The 18,510-nt window shown below is 63.7% G+C and carries 14 protein-coding genes; 4 read left to right on the top strand and 10 right to left on the bottom strand.

Translation table 11 applies throughout. From position 1 onward, the window contains the following. Positions 1-4 precede the first annotated feature (4 nt). A complete protein-coding gene (locus G6N16_RS13000; RefSeq protein WP_163787702.1) occupies positions 5-1,219 on the bottom strand; it encodes a hypothetical protein in 1,215 nt (404 codons plus the stop codon). Here G6N16_RS13000 and istA point away from each other — a divergent pair. Continuing rightward, positions 1,107-2,327 carry an IS21 family transposase gene (gene istA / locus G6N16_RS12995; RefSeq protein WP_163787973.1) on the top strand — a complete coding sequence of 407 codons (1,221 nt, stop codon included), beginning with the start codon at positions 1,107-1,109 and terminating at the stop codon, positions 2,325-2,327. The genes G6N16_RS13000 and istA overlap by 113 nt on opposite strands. After that, positions 2,327-3,142: an IS21-like element helper ATPase IstB gene (istB, locus tag G6N16_RS12990; protein WP_163787876.1), complete on the top strand. Its 816-nt coding sequence runs from the start codon at positions 2,327-2,329 to the stop codon at positions 3,140-3,142. The genes istA and istB overlap by 1 nt, the downstream gene beginning before the upstream one ends. A gap of 31 nt (positions 3,143-3,173) precedes the next feature. On the opposite strand, the gene G6N16_RS12985 is transcribed toward istB, so the two are convergent. Beyond that, positions 3,174-3,569 (bottom strand): hypothetical protein, encoded by a 396-nt coding sequence (locus tag G6N16_RS12985; RefSeq protein WP_083031356.1) that lies wholly within the window; start codon positions 3,567-3,569, stop codon positions 3,174-3,176. A gap of 119 nt (positions 3,570-3,688) precedes the next feature. Here G6N16_RS12985 and G6N16_RS12980 point away from each other — a divergent pair, with 119 nt between their 5' ends. Continuing rightward, positions 3,689-3,928 carry a DUF7161 family protein gene (locus tag G6N16_RS12980; protein ID WP_083031387.1) on the top strand — a complete coding sequence of 80 codons (240 nt, stop codon included), beginning with the start codon at positions 3,689-3,691 and terminating at the stop codon, positions 3,926-3,928. 135 nt (positions 3,929-4,063) lie between these two features. Here G6N16_RS12980 and G6N16_RS12975 read toward each other — a convergent pair whose 3' ends face one another. From G6N16_RS12975 to G6N16_RS12955, 5 genes are all read right to left on the bottom strand, one after another. Further along, positions 4,064-4,546 (bottom strand): hypothetical protein, encoded by a 483-nt coding sequence (locus G6N16_RS12975; RefSeq protein ID WP_083031357.1) that lies wholly within the window; start codon positions 4,544-4,546, stop codon positions 4,064-4,066. A gap of 131 nt (positions 4,547-4,677) precedes the next feature. After that, positions 4,678-6,309, bottom strand: a complete 1,632-nt coding sequence (locus tag G6N16_RS12970) for an alpha/beta hydrolase (RefSeq protein ID WP_234805869.1) — start codon at positions 6,307-6,309, stop codon at positions 4,678-4,680. Continuing rightward, entirely contained in the window at positions 6,306-6,656 is a 351-nt protein-coding gene (locus tag G6N16_RS12965; protein ID WP_133052938.1) for a hypothetical protein, read from the bottom strand. The genes G6N16_RS12970 and G6N16_RS12965 overlap by 4 nt, the downstream gene beginning before the upstream one ends. A 441-nt stretch (positions 6,657-7,097) precedes the next feature. Then, positions 7,098-7,874, bottom strand: a complete 777-nt coding sequence (locus G6N16_RS12960) for a hypothetical protein (RefSeq protein WP_234805870.1) — start codon at positions 7,872-7,874, stop codon at positions 7,098-7,100. A gap of 110 nt (positions 7,875-7,984) precedes the next feature. Continuing rightward, positions 7,985-9,241: a hypothetical protein gene (locus G6N16_RS12955; RefSeq protein ID WP_083031358.1), complete on the bottom strand. Its 1,257-nt coding sequence runs from the start codon at positions 9,239-9,241 to the stop codon at positions 7,985-7,987. A 375-nt stretch (positions 9,242-9,616) separates the two neighbouring features. Here G6N16_RS12955 and G6N16_RS12950 point away from each other — a divergent pair, with 375 nt between their 5' ends. Beyond that, the gene (locus G6N16_RS12950) at positions 9,617-10,267 is read left to right on the top strand and encodes a GAD-like domain-containing protein (protein ID WP_163787875.1); all 651 of its coding nucleotides are present in this window, start codon (positions 9,617-9,619) and stop codon (positions 10,265-10,267) included. 27 nt (positions 10,268-10,294) lie between these two features. Here the strand turns inward: G6N16_RS12950 and G6N16_RS12945 are convergent, their stop codons facing one another. Genes G6N16_RS12945 through G6N16_RS12935 form a run of 3 tightly spaced genes read right to left on the bottom strand, consistent with a single transcriptional unit; the run spans position 10,295 to position 18,477 of the window. Beyond that, positions 10,295-17,671: a DUF8616 domain-containing protein gene (locus tag G6N16_RS12945; RefSeq protein WP_083031361.1), complete on the bottom strand. Its 7,377-nt coding sequence runs from the start codon at positions 17,669-17,671 to the stop codon at positions 10,295-10,297. 40 nt (positions 17,672-17,711) lie between these two features. Then, entirely contained in the window at positions 17,712-18,005 is a 294-nt protein-coding gene (locus G6N16_RS12940) for a hypothetical protein (RefSeq protein ID WP_234805871.1), read from the bottom strand. A 4-nt stretch (positions 18,006-18,009) separates the two neighbouring features. Continuing rightward, entirely contained in the window at positions 18,010-18,477 is a 468-nt protein-coding gene (locus tag G6N16_RS12935) for a YbaB/EbfC family nucleoid-associated protein (protein WP_083031363.1), read from the bottom strand. Between the last annotated feature and the right edge of the window lie 33 nt (positions 18,478-18,510).

The raw sequence follows: 18,510 nt of genomic DNA, 5'->3' as shown, positions 1-18,510 counted from the left end.
GCTGTCAGTCTTCGCCCGGGTCGCCCTGCCAGTAGGCCGGTAGTGGATCGCGACTGTGGGATTCGGCGTACTGCGCCAGTTCGCGACATGACGCAGCCAGCGGATGTCCATCCTCCAACAGACGTCCGCAGTCGTTGGCCAGGGCCGTTGCACGCCGGGCTGCTGATTCCCACTCTTGCCCGCCATACAGCAGCCATGCCAGGTAGTAGCGCCACTGCAGAGCCTCCAGGCTCTCGGCTCCGGAGGAGCGGGCAGATCGCAAATACGCCCTCTTGACGGCGACGACGGTTCTGAACCGGTCGTTCACTAAGGACGCCTGTTCGTCGGCGTTGTCGGCAACCATCTCCAGGGTGTCCTCATCGAGGTTGCCCGGCGTCCAGACGCCGCCCTCGTCCTCATCTTCTTCCTCATAGTCGTCGTCTTCGGATTCCATGTCGATGTAGAGGTCGTAGGCGATCTGGCGGATTTCCGCGACATTGTTGCGCCACTTGCCACGAGCCACTTCGCGCTGCTCTTCGGCGGTCAGCGTCAATGGGTCATCGGGTCCGCGAACAAGCGCCAAATCCTCGGGCAGGACCTCCCACTCGGAGAGAAGGTCGATGTCTCCGATGTCATCGCCCGGCGCCCACGCCACGCGCGCAAACCGAGCCACCAACGTACTCGGATGGTCTGGACCGACCACGGAGTCCAGGGCACCGATGAGAAAGTCCAGATTTTCCAGCGTGTGCGCCTGCAGGCCCGCCGCCTCGGCCTGCCACATGACCGCGCACAGCCGACTGGTGAGGGTGTCGATATGACGCTCGCCGAGAGCAGTCGTGCGGTGGTTACAGACGGTGAGCGCCTCGTTGGCCGCGCCGAACAGGTCACCGAGTTCGTAACGCGCTTGCGCCACGCCGTGAGACGCCGACATCGTCATCGCGTGCCAGTAGCCCAGCCCGCGCCGGCAGGCCGCGCACAGTTGCACCCACCGCAGCATCCGGTTCGCGGGGGTATCCACCCGGTCCTCTGCCACCGCCAGCTCATAAAATTGTCGGCTTCGGTCGAAAAGTGAGCAGGTAGTTCCGGTTGAAAAGTGAGCACCCTTCAATGTTTGGAGAGTGATCACTGTGGAGGATTGGGCGGAGATTCGTCGGCTGCATCGGTCGGAGAAGCTGTCGCAGGCTGCGATTGCGCGGAGGTTGTCGCTGTCGCGGAACACCGTGGCCAAGGCGATCAGCACCGATTCGCCGCCGCGTTATGAACGCGCGCCGTCGACGACGTCGGGGTGGGCGCAGGTCGAGTTGGCGGTGCGGGCGTTGCTCAGTGAGTTCCCGACGATGCCGGCCACGGTCCTGGCGCAGCGGGTGGGCTGGGCGGGTGGGCATTCCTGGTTCGCTGAGAACGTCGCCAGGATCCGCCCGGAGTACGCCCCGGCGGATCCGTGTGACCGTCTGGCGCATCTGCCCGGTGAGCAGGTGCAGTGCGACCTGTGGTTCCCCGGTGCGGTGACCCCTGGTCACTGCGGGGTGTTGCGGTCGTTCCCGGTGTTGGTGATGGTGGCCGCCTATTCGCGGTTCATCGCCGCGATGATGATCCCGTCGCGGGTGAGTGGGGATCTGCTGGCCGGGATGTGGCAGCTGATCCAGGACATTGGCGCGGTTCCTCGAACACTGTTGTGGGACAACGAGTCCGGTATCGTCCAACGCGGTCGGCTGGCTGACGGAGTGGCTGGGTTCTGCGGCGTGCTGGCCACCCGATTGATCCAGACCCGACCCTATGACCCTGAGTCCAAAGGGCTGGTGGAGCGGGCCAACGGTTACCTGCAGACCTCGTTTCTGCCTGGTCGCACGTTCACCTCGCCGCAGGACTTCAACGCTCAGTTGTGGGCGTGGCTGGCCGGGATCGCCAACCGTCGCACCCACGCCGGCACCGGCCTGATCCCGGCAGAGGCGCTAGCGACCGATCGCGCGGCGATGACCGCGTTGCCGCCGGTGGCTCCGATGACCGGCACGGTGATCACGACACGGTTGGGCCGTGACTACTACGTCAGCTCCGGCGGCAACGCCTACTCGGTGCACCCGGAGGTGATCGGACGGATGATCACCGTGATCACGAGCCTGGACCGGGTCACCGCCGTCTGCGGTGACCGACTAGTCGCTGACCACCAACGGCTCTGGGGCAGCGCCGGGCTGGTCACCGACCCGATCCATCTGGCGGCCGCGGCCGGGTTGCGGGAGCAGTTCCGCACACGCCCGGCCGTCGGGGCGCATCTGAGCGTCGAGGTCGAGGTCGAGGTCGCCGATCTGAACGCCTATGACGCGCGGTTCGGGACCGGGGAGGTCGCCTGATGCCCGCCAAGCGTTCCCCGTCGGCACCCGGTGAGGCCGACAAGCTCATCGCCTACCAATCCCGCCTACTCAAGGCCCCGCGCATCGCCGAGCACTACCACCGGCTCGCTGAACAGGGCCGTGAAGCCGGCTGGACATTGGAGGACTACCTCGGCGCTGTGCTCGCGGTGGAGTCCAATGCCCGCGCCCAATCCGGCGCCCACCAACGCATCCGATACGCCGGCTTCTCGGCGATCAAGACCATCACCGACTTCGACTTCACCGCCCAACCCGGCGTCGATCGCGCGCAGATCGCACGCTTGGAAGCCGGTGGCTGGCTGGCCGAAGCCCGCAACGTCGTCCTGCTCGGCCCACCAGGAACCGGGAAAACGCATCTGGCCACCGCATTGGCGATCGCCGCGGCCCATGCCGGACACCGCGTCGCGTTCGCGCCAGCCACCGGCTGGATCACCCGCTTGGCCGAAGCCCACCGCACCAACCGCCTCGACGCCGAACTGCGCAAGATCTTCCGCTTCGGGCTCATCGTGATCGACGAAGTCGGCTACATCCCGTTCGACACCGAAGCGGCCAACCTGTTCTTCCAGCTGGTCTCCACCCGGTATGAGAAATCCTCGATCATCTTGACCTCCAACCTGCCGTTCTCCCGCTGGGGTCAAGTCTTCGGCGAAGCCACCATCGCCTCGGCGATGATCGACCGGATCGTCCACCACGCCGACGTCATCGCGCTCAAAGGCTCCAGCTACCGCATCAAACACACCGCGATCGACACACTGCCCTCCGTGGAAGCCGATCGTCAGGCAAACTCAACCCCGTAAACCTGCTCACTACTCAGCCGGAGCAGGCTGCTCAGGATTCAGCCGGAGCCGACAAAAATGCGGACAGCACCTCGGGATCACCCTCCCCGAGCACATCTGCCAGCACCGGTGCAAGCATCCGGAGGGCGGCGACAATCTCAGGATCCTTCGCGGCGATGCGCCAGCGCAACAGGCGCCACGCCAGCCGCAACACCTCGGGATTCTGGGCACCCGTGCTCTCAGCGAGTCTCTCGATTGCACTGGCCAGTCCGAGCATTGCCCGCTCCCGGTCCCCGGGAGCCTGCCGCGTCGCCGCCAACTCCAGCAACGCATCCACCGTCATCGATGTCGATGCCCCAAGATCGGACTGCACCTGCGTCCAAAACGCCAAACAATCGGCGGCCATCTCATCGCGACTATCAGTCTGCGGTGTCATGGCGACGATCATCCCGCACACCAGATGCCGGGGTGAACCGGCCAGCGGTGAGTCGAGATGAGATGGTATGGCCCGGGTGACGGCGCATATGTCGATTGCACATGCCCTGAGCCATGCGCAAGAATCCGTGTATGACCGACATTCCCCCGGGTTATCAGGCGTTGCCGTATGACGCGAAGGGGTTACGGGGCAAGCCTGCGCGGATCATCTCCGACCCCGGCGTCTACTACGACCTACCGGAGGATCGCAAGGACGTGGTGATCGCCGACGACGAACCCAACATCTACTCGGAGCTCTACGTCTACCTGCCCGGCGCCCCAGATGAGAAGTCGGCAATCCACTACAGCTGCCTGGCCGTCAAAAGCCCATAGGGACCCGAGACAGGTCGAACTCGGTACCAGCACCCACGCCGGTCGGTGGCTGGGCCATCACTTCCGCACCCGGCCGTTGAATTGACAATGCACAGGACAGCATCCGCCGACGAGCGCCGCGTCCATGAAGAGCTTTTAGCGTCCCTGAGTGAAGATCGTGGGGGCGGGTAGACCGTCGCGGGCATGCTCGGCCGGGAAACACGGCGAGGACACGATGACCGTCGGCGGATACCCCGGCTTGCTCGGGCCCTTGATTTGCAGCGAGTATCCGTCAGCGGGATAGCCGAACCGATTCGGCTTCCGGAACTCGTCTCGCTCCAAGACTCTCATCCCCCAGCTCTGCCACGCCTTGCCGGCCGCCTCGACAAGGTCATCGGCACTAACTCCAGGCGGGACGATCGCGTGCGTCCAATAGTCATAGGCAACCGGCGATGTCCCCGGTTGCGCCGGCTCATCGTCACAATTGAAATTCCCCCCGCCCCGAAAGTCCGTGCTATCGAGTTTCGTACCGGCAGGAAGGGCATCCACGGTGCGTTGCAGGTAGCCGAAAACCGTATCTTGAGCTTCCTGCTGGCTCTGCGGAACCTTGGGCGCCGAGGGCCTGGGCATGTCGGACATTTTGTTACCTCCAATATCTGCGTCACCCGAAGGCGTCGGTGGACCCAGCGGCCCCGATGCAGGCGCCGAACACGACACGACGCCCAACGCCAGCAGGGCGGCGACGATTCGCTTACGAGAGATGGCTGAAGTCATGGGCCCGTCACATCAACCCTTCCTGCGATGATCCTGCCGAGGTTGTCCAGTGCCGGATTGTTCTGATCCCAATAGCTGCTGTGCGCATCGACGGAGGTCAGGTGCATCCAGTCGGGAGTCTGCCACCCAAAGAGGTTGCCGTGCTTACCCGGTGCCGCCTGGAACTGGGTCGCACCGAAACCGTCGCCTACCGGGTCGGGGCCGAGTGTCAAACCCGTGGCCCAGGTGATCACGTCGTTTTGCGCGCGAGTGGCGAACACATGGGCGCCAGGGGCGAGGCTGAGGTCGCTGGCGTGTTGGGCCAGTACGCCCGGGCTGCCGACAGCGACGAAATTGTTGGCGTCGAGATAGCCGTCCGTTGCGGCCGCGCCGGCAAGCGTTGAACCGTAACTGTGGCCGATGACCGTGTTGATGGACGGTCCACCCGCCACCACGTCATCGTGGGATGCACGGATCCCCGCCTGGAATTGGTCGAGCGCGGCCGCCCCATTGTGGGCGTAGCTCGTCGATGCGGCCTCCGGGATATTCATCGGCGGGGTGTAGCCCATCCACGTTGTGACCGAGACATCCGAAGCCTTGAGGTCGGGGTCGGCGTCCCGCGCCGCCCAGTACATCCGCTCCGACTTCTGCATCGCCCCGTTGATAGCCCCGAGGTCCTGGCCGGTACCCGGTACCAACGTGGCAACCCGCTTGGCGGTGTCCGGATTGTTGATCGACACGGCTCCTCGACCGTGCTCATCGACGTAACCGAGCAAACGCCCCTGCCCGTCGGCGGCAGCTTGGAGTTCTTGGTACTTGTGCCGAGTGTCATCGCTGAGGTTCGGGTCGGCAAGAATCTCGCCGAGGTGTCGCCGGTTGTAGTAGTCACGGCCACGGCCGTCGCCACTGTCGACAAAGGGGATACCGCCGTGGTTACCGAGGTCGTGATGCAAATCGTAAAGATGGTCCCGTTCCTCGGTGGTCAAACTGTCCCAGACAGAACGCATCTCGGTGGGGTCGCTGGGCAACCCCGCGCTGCCGTCCAGAATTGAATGCTTGACGCGCTGGTTGACCCGATCATTGGCGGGGACGTCTCCATCGGCTCCGTCGGCGGCGTTCTTCAAACCCGCGACCGCCGTGGTGACCGCGGTTTGGAGGTAGGTCTTATTGTCATTGATCGTTGCCTGCGCATTCCGCATATCACGGTCGCGGGTCTGGCGCATCTGTTCGGGATCAGCAGCGTTCTTCAACGCAACCGCGCGGTTGGGATCGGTGACCACCAAAGCCTCGGTGACGACGAATGGCACCGCCAGATCCTTCTCCTCAATGTCATTGATCGCGGTCTTGATCGCGCCACCGTAGGCGACCACGTCGTTGGCGAACTGGGTCAGGACCGACGAGATCGCATCGAATCGACCCGACATCGTGTCAGAACACTTCCCGAGGTGATCAGCCCACTGGTGGGCGGCGACCTGGGCCAGGCCGTGCCACTCCCCCTTGCTCTGGGGATTGTCGGTTTGCGCGGTGAGATTCGAATGGAGCTGACCCAGCACCGTGCCCTTCTTCGCGTGATACTGGGCACTCGTATTCAGATCAGCATAGAAAGTATTGAAAGTCCCGTTGACGATCCAGGTCCGGGTCAGTTTCACCGATCAGTCCAGCCTGCGCGCAATTGCTCGGCGGCACTTTCGTCGGTAATTTTGACATTAGTGACAAAACTGTGCAAGTCATCAGAAAACACCTTGACAGATTTTTCCATCTTGTTCAATGCTCGCTGTATGGTCGGCGATAGGACATCCGCGCTCGCCGCAAATTCGTCGAAGACGTCCCGGTATTTGGCGCCGACATTGCCCAAGGATGCGACATTGCTACAGAAATCTGCGGTGCCCAGTGGCCCGGAAGCATTGCCCGCGACCAGCACCACTTCCCCGACGGCGTCGCCCAGAGTGGCTATCCGGTCGGCGGCCCGACGTACCGCTTCGACATCAAGATCCACGTCGGCTACCCAATAGCCGCACGGTCGTCTTCGAGAGGTACCTGCTGTTGAGTGAGCACGCGATCGGCAACCTGTCGGCGGACATCGTCGATGGGTACGCGGTACCCGCCACCATAAGTGCCGTAGACCGTCGTCTTTTCCACCGCAACCCGACACTCACCGTGATCCCAAATTCTGACCGCGAAAGGCTCCTCCCCGTCACCATCAACGAGGTAGAGGCCGGACCGGCCACCGCCTGGCACAGACACTCCGGGATGCTATCCCGCCAGTTAAGCCTTCTGCTCGAACTCGGCGACTTTCGACGACGGGTCTCTGGCGACGGCCGCTTCAGCGATCACCGCCACCACCTCAGTAGGCAGCCTGAGCGCGCTGCGTCAGCGCTTCAGTCGACATGACACACGCATTCATTGCGAGCCCATGCAGTGTGGTCCGGTGGGCAGGTCACCTCGAGCCGGTGGACTCGTTCCAACGGTTGGAGTACCCGAGGAGTCTGTGCCCCTCGGGTGTGCGCTCGATCAGGGGAACGTCGGTGCGACCGGACTGATTCAGCGCCCATTTCATCCCTTCCAAGTCAAACCTGGTATCCGGTACCAGTACCCGCACCGGTAGGTCGGTCAGCACCTCTCCCCGTTTCACCTTCGCCGGCTTCACCTCCACTCCGGGCGCAAGGATCAACCCGATCTCGACGGTGCCGAGGCCCGTGGTGACGACCACCCCGTCGATGGTCTCCCACGAACCGTCGTGATGCGTACGGCACATGGGCATCAACCCCTCGGCATCGCCTTTGAACAACAGGGTCGCACCCCAGTACGCGGCTGCCACGACCATCGCAGCGAAAATGCTGACGATCAAAATGATGATCGCAACAATCCGCGGGATCTGCACACCGAGTGCCTGCAGCCCCTCGGTCGAACCCCAACCGATCAAAACAAAGGCACCAAACGCCGCCGGGATGGCAATCACCCAGCCAAGTCCGGTGTTGCGACGAGTGATGCGATACGACCACCGCTTGGCGAGCGTCTTGAGCCAGAACATGGCCGCCGCCACGACCGCCAGACAGATACCCGCGGCCACCCAAAAGGCCTCTGTCCCCGGATCGTTTACCACGTTGTAGCCGGCGATGACCAAGCCGAGAGTGCCGACCGCGATCAACGAAATCGGCCACCTGAACTTTGCGAACGCTGCATTCTTTGCCGCGACGGCTTGCTCGCGAGTCACCGGTTCGAGTGAATACCTGGCCATGCGCGTGTGGTCCCTCCCGTTTCCCCGACCGTGCCACATGTTACGACGCCTCGCTGCGACTGCAGCACTGACCAGCAAAACAACCCTCAGTCGAAGTACTCGGTACCGCTGTCGTTCGCTGGTGGCGGATCCACGATCGGGTGACGCTGATGGAACTGCGCCGACAGGTGGCTGCTGATCTGGCTGACCGGTGCGGAACCAGAGGCCGCGAGCACAACAGCGTCATCGGCGACGCAATAGATCTTCGACACCGAACTCGACGGATTCATCAACCATCCGTCGCGCAATCTCAACGGCGTCACCTCAGCACCCGGCGTGGTCAGGTTGTGCCGATCCAGGTAGGCCCGCAAAGCCACCAGCGCCTCTGCCCGCGGCAGGAACGGGCTGGCACCCGGAGACGGAAAGTAGAAAATCTCATCAGGCTTCGGTACCGCCACCCCGTACCCCGACGGGTCATGCACCGGCCGCAAACGCCCATCGACTAGCTGATACGGGACAACGGCCATCGTCACCTGTGCTGCCTCCACCACATCGAGGTCCGCCCACAGATCATCAAGACCGAGCACCTCGACGTTGGGAAACTGTGTCCACTCCTGCATGGAAGGGCTCGGCGGTTCCTGGCTCGGCTTGACCCTCCGACCTCCGCCGATACTGACGACGAACCGGGGACCATCGATACGCCGAATCGAAAACGGCGCCCCCTTGTACTGGCACGTCGTGATTGCCTGGTGCAGCGCCTCAACTTCGGTCTTCGGCACTCGCTTGACGGCGATCGACCGATCCCCTGACTCGGGCTGATGCCTGGCCTTGGAGCCATCGGGAATCGCCTGCCCCGGTTCAACCATCAAATCAACCGTGGACTCCCCGAACTCACAACGAAACACCCGACCCTGATACCGCGCGTAGTACGCCGACACCAGAAGCTGGGACCCGTCCAACCGGATCGCGTGGTCCTCCGGTGCCGCATCGGGGGCGCCAACGATCTCGTCGATGACGGCGCTGACTTCAGCAGCACTGACCTGCGGCACATGATAGTCGCGATCCTGCAGATAGGCCAGAAAATCAGCGCCAGGACTGAGCCCATACCGTCGCACGTAGTGGGACACGGCGTCATCCCAGCGCCACACTCCATCGGTGCGTTTGGTCAACCCCACCACCGGGGCAGAGCTACCCGACCAGGCATCGGGCAACCGCATCGTCGTGCGGGCGAGCACCGCACCCGCATCCAGATAATCAGCCACCCGCGCAGCCGTCTCGGCGGACAATCGCGGTAACGATTCATCCGGCGCCACCCCGTCAGCAGCACCCGGATCAGGCCGCCAAATCGACAACACCTGAGTCACTACACCACCCTTAGGCCGAGCGTCAGCTGCAAAACTTCAAAGGCATCCTAACATCCTTCCACCGGAGAAACACACTGCTCATTCAATAGTCGAACATGCATCCCCGAACCAGTGACATTGGATTAATTAGAAGATATCTCTGCAACCAGTATCGCAGCACATCGACGGTCATTTATTCTCAAACAGGCATACCCGTCACACAGGGACCTACTTGAAGAGCGCGATACATATATCGCAACCTCGCATTTACCTTCGCACGGCCACCAAGTAGGCGGTCGATGATGTCGACGCCGGCCGATGTGTCCCCGCGGCACGGTAGTGTCTGAGGGTGACCCGAGGGATCGGGCTTGAACGTAGGGAGTGGTTATCGTGCGGGTGGAATTTCTCCGGTTCATCTCCGCCTGGGGTGAGCCCATCGCCCCGGTCACCGTGGCGGACTCGTATTTCGAGGAGTACGCCGATCTGCTGCCCGAGACGATGCTCGACCTGTGGCGCGAGATCGGATTCGCCGGCTTCGGCGACGGCCTGCTATGGATCTGCGACCCCCACACCTGGCAACCCATCGTGAACACCTGGCTCGACGGACTCGACATTCCCGAGCCCTACACCGGCACCCAAATCCCCATCTTCCGCACGGCCTACGGAGATATCTACTGCTTCAAACCCGGCCTGGGCCAGACACTCACGGTAGCGCCTGCAGTATCGATGATCTTGCTCAGCTCCCCAATACCGATCTTGACCACGGAGTGGCTCGACAGAGAGATGGAAGCTTTCCTGGAGTTGCCGCGGCGGATGTTCACCCAGACCTCAACCTACATGCCGGGCACCGATGAACCGTTCCAGGAGAACATGTTCGAACGCATCGTCGGCCGGCTCGGCCGAACCACCCACAACACCATCTACAGCTTCGACCCACCCCGGCAGCTACGAGGCGATATGCGTGCCGAGAACGCGATCCTCGCCGAGGCCACTACCGAACTGACCCGCCTGCGAACACTGAAAACACCGAAAATCGATCCTCCATAGTGGGCTAACGGGATTCCACGCGGGTCACTAGCGCAGGTTGGTGAACCACACATCCAGCGGTTCCCCGCCCCGCTCGGCTGCACTCTGGGCCTTGGCGGCCTCAAGGACGGCCTTCCACAACGGAAGCCTACTCCCGTTGAAGTCGACCTTGGTCTTCCACACCGATCCCAGTGAGGAGTTGATGGCACTGTCGCCAAGCACCGGGTAGCCCAGCAGACGGCCGATGAAGTCGACGCCGGCCATGAAGTAGTCCTGCTCGTGCAGCGCCGCCAGCTGTGACATCTCATACGAGATCTGCTCGGCGATAAACTGTTCCGTATCAGTGATGCGCCCCGCATCCTCCAGCCGTTTGGCGACCGCACTCAGCTCATCGCGCCGAATGTCCATGAACGACACCCGAACGTGTGCATTGTCTTGACGCGATGGCTCCAACCCGAGGGCGCGACGCTGCGTCAACGCTTCGACCACTTCGTCAGCGGTGCAGCGGGACAGCCCAAGCGCCTGACGCCAGAACTGCCACTCCACGGCCTCCGCCCCGCGGCGATCGGAGATTGATTGCCGCGCGTGCTCGAGATCGAAAATTCGCCAGCGCTGCTCGATTCGTTCCGCTAGCGACATCAACGCACGGCGTAACCACGGGTCCCCAGGGTTGGCACGCAACCGTGATTCAAGATCCTGGCGGGCCAGATCCTCGTAGCGAGAACGGTTCTCGATTTCGAAATCACGCCGTCGCGCCGCCTCCGCAACTTCCTGCGTACTGCGCAGTTGCTCCAGTGTTTCTGGGCGCCCCTCGGTGCGCGCCCGATCCACCCTGTCCCAAGCACGTTCGCCGGCGACAAACTCCCTATAGCGGTCCGACATCCGACGCTCTGCCTCGGTGATCTGCTCGGCCAGACGCTCGTCGCGGACACGCTGCGGCAGGTGCTCCCAGGACGCCTTGCGCTCAAGGATACTGGCTTTGACCGTTTCGATGTCCGCTTTGTTGAGACTTCTGGTCGCCTCCTCCAACGAATCCTTCGCGGCGTCACGCGCCGCAGCCCGATCGCGGGCCAACTCGTGATCGCCGGCATTTTCCGCGCTCAGACGCTCAGCCTCGAAGCGCTCGGCGTCACGCATCAACCGGTGGACCTCGGCAACCCTGTCTTCCGACACCGGCCGGGCTTCGTCGAGTTGCTGCCTCAACGCCTCAAGTTGCGTGCCGTCGGTCGGTTCCCGGGTGGCTTCGACGCGCCGCTGCTCCTGCAAATGCTCCAGTTCGCCAGCTGCCCTAACCAGTTCCCGCCCTTGATGAACACGATTGATGGCGTCTTTCAGCGGATCTTTGATCGCCGCTTGCACGCGCTTCAATTCCGCCTCGGCCTCAGCCTCACGACGCTTGAGGTCAGATACCTCGTGCTCCAACGCATCGCTGTGCCTCTTGGCGAGTTCGCTCTCTTTCTGCTTGCGCTCTGTAGTAAGTGCTTCTTTGTCGGCCTTTGCTCCCTCGACTTTCTGCTCCAGTGACCGAACGGCCTCTTCCGCGTGCGCCAGGCGATCCTTACGCATCTGCAGCGCCTCGTTGAGCACCTGGTCGCGCAAAACGGGGTCTTCTGGCAGTCGAGTCGGCAGATCGGCGCCCTCGAGCCCACGGGGATGAACGGCTGAATCGCCGCCGCTGACGTCGTCGGGATGCGGCCCGCGCGCGGATGCCGCGTCGTCGCCACCACGTGGTGAAGGGTGCGCCCTCGCCTCGGCATCGGGTCCGTGATGCGGCGGCAAGGGTGGTGGGTTGTGCGGATCGATACCCAGGTCGGCGTTGACGCCGGGCCGGCTGCGCGTCGAACTGTCGATGATCTCCTGGAACACCTCGTCACCGGAGAAGCCCTTGGCCTCGGTCTTCTCCACCAACCGATCCCAGGTCATCATCTTCTCGTTGGCATTCAGATGCGCGGCGGCTTCCCGATCAGCCATCAACGTCCGAGCCCACTGCCGCAACTCATTACGCGTCTCGAACATCCGATGAGCACGTTCCTCGACCGACATGCCTTCGGCCGCCCAACGCTTGTCCAACCCCTGCATCCGCAACTCACCGTGGGCATAGACCGTCCGGGTCTCCGCGTTGGAAAGACTGTGCGGCGAGTAATCGGGCAACCCCAGCAGCGCCGGTACATCCGAATCCATACCCTCACGCCCATGAGGATGAACGGCTGAATCGTCGGCGCCGATATCCTCGGGATGCGACCTGGGAACCGATGCCGCATCGCCGGTGTTACCGCGCGGCAACACCGGTTCCACCCGGCCATCGGGCGTGAATCGGATCCAGCTCCCGTCCGGTGGTACCCGCGGCCGCAATTCGTACTTGGGCCCAGGTCCACGATCAAAACTCGACACCACAGGCTCACGGCCGTCGGCATAGGCCCAGACCGGGCGATCCGGCGCCGTCACTTCAACACCCAACTCCCGAGACAGTTCCCGGGCGAACGGCCCCGCGCCGGTGTCGCAGGACATCAACCGAATCGGACTGTGCCCATCCCAATCGGTGCGGGTGCGAATCACCTCCGCGAATTCGCGCGCCGACAGCCGGTATTCGTTGCCCGCCCCGTCGCGGAGGATCACACAGTCTCGGTTCCCGTGCACGTCTACGACGTACTCTCCCGGTACCCGTGGAACCGCGTCAGCGGTCGTGTGCATGGCCGAGTCCGCGGGATCGAAGAACGACGCACCCGCATTGGTCTCGGATGCCACGTCTCCGAAGGCCCGCACCGCAGCGGGGCCTTCGACCGGCACGGGGGGCGGCTCGTTACTGCGGACGCCATTCTCCCCGTCCGTTTGGCGGTGAGCGCCGGTACCCGCGTCGTGCTGCATTTCTTCGGGCGTTCGAAATACCCGCTCGGTGCCTTCGTGCTTCGGCCACCCATCGACCACCCGGTCTGCGGGATCTTTGACCGACACCCATGTGTCGCCGTCCGCCAGCCGAGCCACCGGATGACGGGAACCGTCGGCATCGATGCGGTACACCGTCGCGCCGGGCTCCCACTTGCCCTTTCTGACCTCGTACTCGGGATTCAGCCCCTTGTCCGCACCGGTGTAGCCCGTGCCGGTGTGCGGCGGGTCGCCCGTTCTGAGGTCGCGGACCATCGGGTGATCGATACCGAGTTGTTCGGCGATCCGGCCATTGGGAACTCGAACCTCAGACCCGTCAGCCAGGTGCCCCTCGACAACGTAAACGTGGTCGGATCTGGTGAATTCGTTAAACGGTGACGTCGGCCCATAGTCCAGACGCAGACCGCGCAATATCTCGGGCGGCGTCTTCAGCCCGACGGCATCAGCCTTTGCGGACATGCACCCGCCGATGTCGTTGGCTTTGTACCGGCCACCACCCTGATATTCCGAGCCCGGTTCGCCGATCTGCTTCAGGATCGGCGCCAAGGAATTGGCATCAAGAACCTTCTGCATGACGGTGCCGGTATCCGGATGCGGGTGAGCCATGCGCACTTCGAACATCACCTGCAGCTGTTCGGGAGTGAAATGTTCGGCCAGATGATCGCGGCCGACCGTGGCCGCCAGCTCGTTCCACCGGACAAACTCCCCAAGCGTCACGCCATGGCGGTCCAGCACCGGCATGACCGCGTCGATCACGGACGGCCGGCCGCCGTCAGCATCGAGATCGCCGCCACGCGCGACCGGTTGTGCTCCACCGTCGTCGGGCAGCCCACCATGATCAAGGGGGTGCGTCGGGCGCCCATCGGGTTCGAAGGTTGCCATTTCCATGCGCGAGACCGGGTATTCGTGGCGCGGCGGCCACCCGGCCAGGGTGTCGCCCTCGTACACGCGCGGCGTCGACGGGTGAGCGGGGTCCGGCTCGATCTCGAAGCTGCGCCAGCCGGGATGCCCTTCAGGCAAAGCCTCAGCGTCGTACATAACGGTCAGGATCGCGGACTTGCCCCGGCTGACCTCGGCGAGAACGTGGTCTAGATCCGTGGGCCGGAACTCGCTATTCCACGCTTTCGCAAACGATTCCAGCCCGGCATTCGGTTCGTCCAGTTGCCGGATCGGGTTGTCCGGGTGTCGCTCGTTGAATCCGTCAATCGTGTCGCGGGCAAATTCATGAGCCCGCGGCCCGCCGACGGGTGTTGCCGGGTGGGTGGACGCCGGGTCGTCGCGGTGCAGCAGCCGGCTCATCAAGCCATCGGGCTCTCGCCACGCGGACTCAAGTTTGAGCAGATGCGGTTTACCCGTGAGGATGTGGGTCGCATTGTCCAGCGCTTCGGTCACCCGGACATCCGCATCGTCACGCAGCCGCGTCGGGTGCCCGTCCGCGCCGATGTGTTCGGTCGACGAATAGTTCACATGCGACTTGATCCCGAGGAAGCCACCCTTGAGTTTGGACGCCTCAATTTCTGCCGCGTAACGTTTGGCGCCAAAGGCCTCCGTCGCTGGATCAATGCCCAGTCCGAACTTGCCAAGTATCTGTCCCGTCCCCGGCGTTGTACTGCCGAAGCGGGTGATCGGATCGCCGCTGGCGGCCGCGACGTAGACGTCAACGCCCTTCCCGAAATCGCTTGCGTGGGCCATCGGCCCGGCGCCCGGGGAACCGACGAGCTGCACGGTGTCCACAAACGGCGCCACCCGCGCATCCGCGCCGGCGAACGCGGTGACCACGGAACCGTAGGAGTGACCCCACAGATGGATCGCGGCGTCGCCGTCGCGGATGGTGTGCAACCCCGCCACGTCATGGGCCAGCTGGTCACCGCCGAGCGCGGCGAGCCGAGCGGTGCCCGCTTCAAACGGCAGTCGCAACCCCGCCGGCGCGTCGTAGCCCAGGTTCACCAGCACCGCAGTCTCAAGATCGCGGACGTTGGCCTTTGCCCAGACTTGGTGATTCTCCGCGGCGTCGATGTTCGCGCCAATGCTGCGCATTGTGCTCGTCACTCCGGGGGTGCGCACCATGATCGAGTCAGCGGTATCGAGGTTGCCGACCGACATCAACAGGCGTCCGTCGCCGCCGTGCGCGCGTGGGTCGTAGGCGTACAGCTGGCGCGTACGGCCCTCTTCCGGCACTCGGTAGGCCTGCTCCCACGTCCGCTCGACGTTGCGCTCGAACTTGGGACGGAACATATCGGCCAACGTCTCCCGCAGCCCTTTAGGCCCGACGGTGTCCGGGAAAGTCTTGTTGTGCTTGGCCTCGAGATCCGACATACGAGGCGGCTCGACGTTGGCGGGATCACGCCGGTAGTCATCGACGGCCCGTGCCCATTCGCGGATCATCGGACCGTGCGCCGGATAGCACGCAACCATGTCCTCGACCAGATTGTGCCGATTGAACACATCACGGGCCCAAGCCGGCAACCCGTCGAGGGAGCCCAGATCGGTATGCGTGCCCGGTTGCGTACCCTGCTCGACGACGTGTTGCTGAGTGGTGTCCTCCAACTCAGACCAGGTCCGATGAACCTCCTCAGCGTGCGCGCGGACCTCGTGGACGTCGCCGTTGCTCGCGTCGGTGCGGTGTTGCTCCAACTGAGATACCGCGGCCTCGGCGGCATCGCTGGTGTGGGTGGCCGCATCCGCGTCGCCGGCCGGGTCGCGGTCGACGGGATGTTCCTGGCCCGCCGGATGCTCCTGGCCCGCGGGATGCGTCACATCCTCTGGGCGTACCGGGTCGCCGCCGCGGGGAACGGGGGTCTGGTCGCCGGTGATCTCGGCTTTCGCCTCCGGCTCGGGGCGGGTCGTCGATCCGGGCTCACGAACCACTTCGGATGTGCTCTCAACGTCGCGATTCCGCTTGACAGTTGCGTCATCCGCAACGACGTCGGGGCCCTCGTGCTTCGTGCCGAGGCCGTCGAGTTGTTCGCCAGTCTGGGTCCGTTGCTCGGCGAGGGCCGGATCTGTTGTGGCGGAGTCGTTCTTGGCGACCACCCGCTCACCGGTGGGTTCGGAACCTGTCGCACTTTCACCGGTGCGGGCCACTTCGGGCGTGACCGCACCCTCCATGACGCGGGCGGCGGGCAGGCCGGCTTGGCGAATCGGGCCTTGGACACCTGCTTCCCGGCCGGTCGCTGGCGGCTGCTGAGTGAGGCCGGCCGAATGTTGTTGCGGCGCAGGCCCAGTACTCGCCGGCCCTCCCTGAGTCGGGGCCGCCGCGCCTTGGGGCGGCACTGAGGGTCCGGCGCCGGCGGGCGGCGCCGCCGGTTGTTGGCCACCCAGGTTGCTCAGTTCTCCACGGGGCTGTCCGCCCGCCACATCTATTTCTGGATGCCGGCTCGTGTACCCGTTTCCGCCGACGTCAACCTGGGCCTCGAATCCCTTGCCCCCGTGGCCTCCGACGTCCGGCAGTAGCGCGGTCGACGAGTTGGACAAGCCTTGCGTAAGGGATGCGCCCCCCGATGCGGCTTCTGGCGCACTGGCAGCTGAAACCTCCGTGCCATGCACCCCGGGGCCAACATCCATCACGCCCATCGTCGCCCCGCCGAATATGGACGCGGCACTCAAGTGAAGCTGTGAAGCACCTTCAGGCATCCAGTTTTCGGGTACTCCCAGTTTGGCAGCCGCCCACGGTGACAGCGCTCCAGCAGTGTTGCCCAAAGCTGCAGCCGAATAACCACCGACGGCCCTAACGCCCAGGTTGACCACTGCGCCCGGCGTAGCGCCGAACCTCGTCGCCATCACCGCGGTGCCTTTACCCAGCATGCCTTTCAGCGGTGCGCCCACCGCTCCCGTCAGCGCACCACCAACCAGGCCCGTCCCAGCAGCGAGTGCGATCTCCTTGAGGTCGTAGCCATCTCGGTTTCCGAATCCGTTTTGGTAGGCCTGGATACCGAATTCCAGGCCCCCACCAAGCCCTGCGCCTACGGCCGCGTAGGTGCCGGCGGTCTTGGCGACCGCGGTGAACGTGAGCTTGCCGAGGACCAGCTTTTTGAGCGCGTTCTTCGCGATGAGTTCTGCTACCCGAGCTGCGACCTGCTCGATCAGTTGGAGAATGGCACGCGTGATGCCGTATCGGAACGCCGTCGCTACCGCCCCCACGAGGGCAGCGCCAAACAACGACCCCAGCAGCCACGCGATCTGGATCACCGCGAGTGCGAGCATCCCGAGGATGATCAATTTGGTATGTTCGACGTCGCGGCCGGTGGTTCTGGCGGTCTCGCCGAGTGCCTTCATCACCGCAGCGATCTTTTCGGCAGACGCGTCTCCACCGAAAATCTTTTGGAATTGTTTGTCGAACTCGGCAGCGGCCTCGCCCTCCAAGGCGCTCATCGCAGCCGAGCGTGCGGCTTTCAGATCATCAACGAGATCAAGAACGTCCTTGGCGCCTTCTTGCCAAATCTTGCCAAGGTCGTATAGGCGGTCCTCGTCGCCCTTTGGCCAGCCATCCGCTCCGGCGATGTATGCGGCCCACTGCAGCCAGCTGGGAAACTGGATAGTCAACCATCAACCCCTGGCAACTAGTGGATAGTGCAGGTCCGACCTACGTGCTCCTGCTGATATCGTCCATTTTCTTGGCGAAATCACGCATCGAGGTTCCCAAGCCCTTGACGGCTTCAGCCTGCGAGTGAGCCGTTTCGATCAGTGTCTTCTCCTGGGGTAGATAATTCTGCTCCATGGGCTGGCCGTCTGCGCCGTCGCCCCAGGGGCGGCCAAGGGCGTCTGCCTTTTCCGCAGTGGACAGGATGGCCTGCACATACTTGTGGCCGATGTCCTCGACCCCGGTAGCCGCCGCCAGAATCTGCGGCGTCCGCGAGACGAAACGCTCCCGTGCCATGCGCCTAGCCCCTCACCTTCGGAAAGTTGAACGGGTCATCATCGGCGACGTCGTTCGGTGCCCCCACGCCCGTCTCAGGCTTGGCCAATTCGAACAACTGGCCGATCATGGCCGTAAAATCTGGAATATCGGCGATCCCGGGTGCCGAGGACATCGCTGACGTGCTGCGTTCGTTCAACGGTGCGAACAACTCGGCGAGCTTGGTCGCCGCTTCGCGAGTCGCCTCGCGGGCGGCCTCGGTCACATGCTCAGCCAACTCGGTGAACTCGAAATCGTCCAGGTAGTCCTCGTCGATCTCAGTGCTGACCAGGTTGCCGTGAGCGTCGACGGTGACCTTCACCATCCCGTCGGCAGCACTGGCCGTCGTCGACATGGCAGCTTGCTTCTCCTGAATCTTGGCCAGATCCGCGATCTGTTCCTGGGCAGTCGCCAGCAGCTGATCGACCTCGTGACGAAGCTCGTCATTGTCCACGAATCGATCCTCCTTGCTAGTCCGTGCCAGCTA

Origin of the sequence: Mycolicibacterium insubricum, assembly GCF_010731615.1 — a bacterium.
In the GTDB taxonomy this organism is placed as follows: domain Bacteria; phylum Actinomycetota; class Actinomycetes; order Mycobacteriales; family Mycobacteriaceae; genus Mycobacterium; species Mycobacterium insubricum.
The sequence above is the reverse complement of the archived record's forward strand: the minus strand, read 5'-3'. Positions and strand labels throughout refer to the sequence as shown.

Bases quoted from the DNA above. Each gene is read 5' to 3' on its own strand.
- istB (WP_163787876.1), top strand. From the start codon at position 2,327: ATGCCCGCCAAGCGTTCCCCGTCGGCACCCGGTGAGGCCGACAAGCTC.
- G6N16_RS12985 (WP_083031356.1), bottom strand. From the start codon at position 3,569: ATGATCGTCGCCATGACACCGCAGACTGATAGTCGCGATGAGATGGCC.
- G6N16_RS12980 (WP_083031387.1), top strand. From the start codon at position 3,689: ATGACCGACATTCCCCCGGGTTATCAGGCGTTGCCGTATGACGCGAAG.
- G6N16_RS12975 (WP_083031357.1), bottom strand. From the start codon at position 4,546: ATGTCCGACATGCCCAGGCCCTCGGCGCCCAAGGTTCCGCAGAGCCAG.
- G6N16_RS12940 (WP_234805871.1), bottom strand. From the start codon at position 18,005: ATGGCACGGGAGCGTTTCGTCTCGCGGACGCCGCAGATTCTGGCGGCG.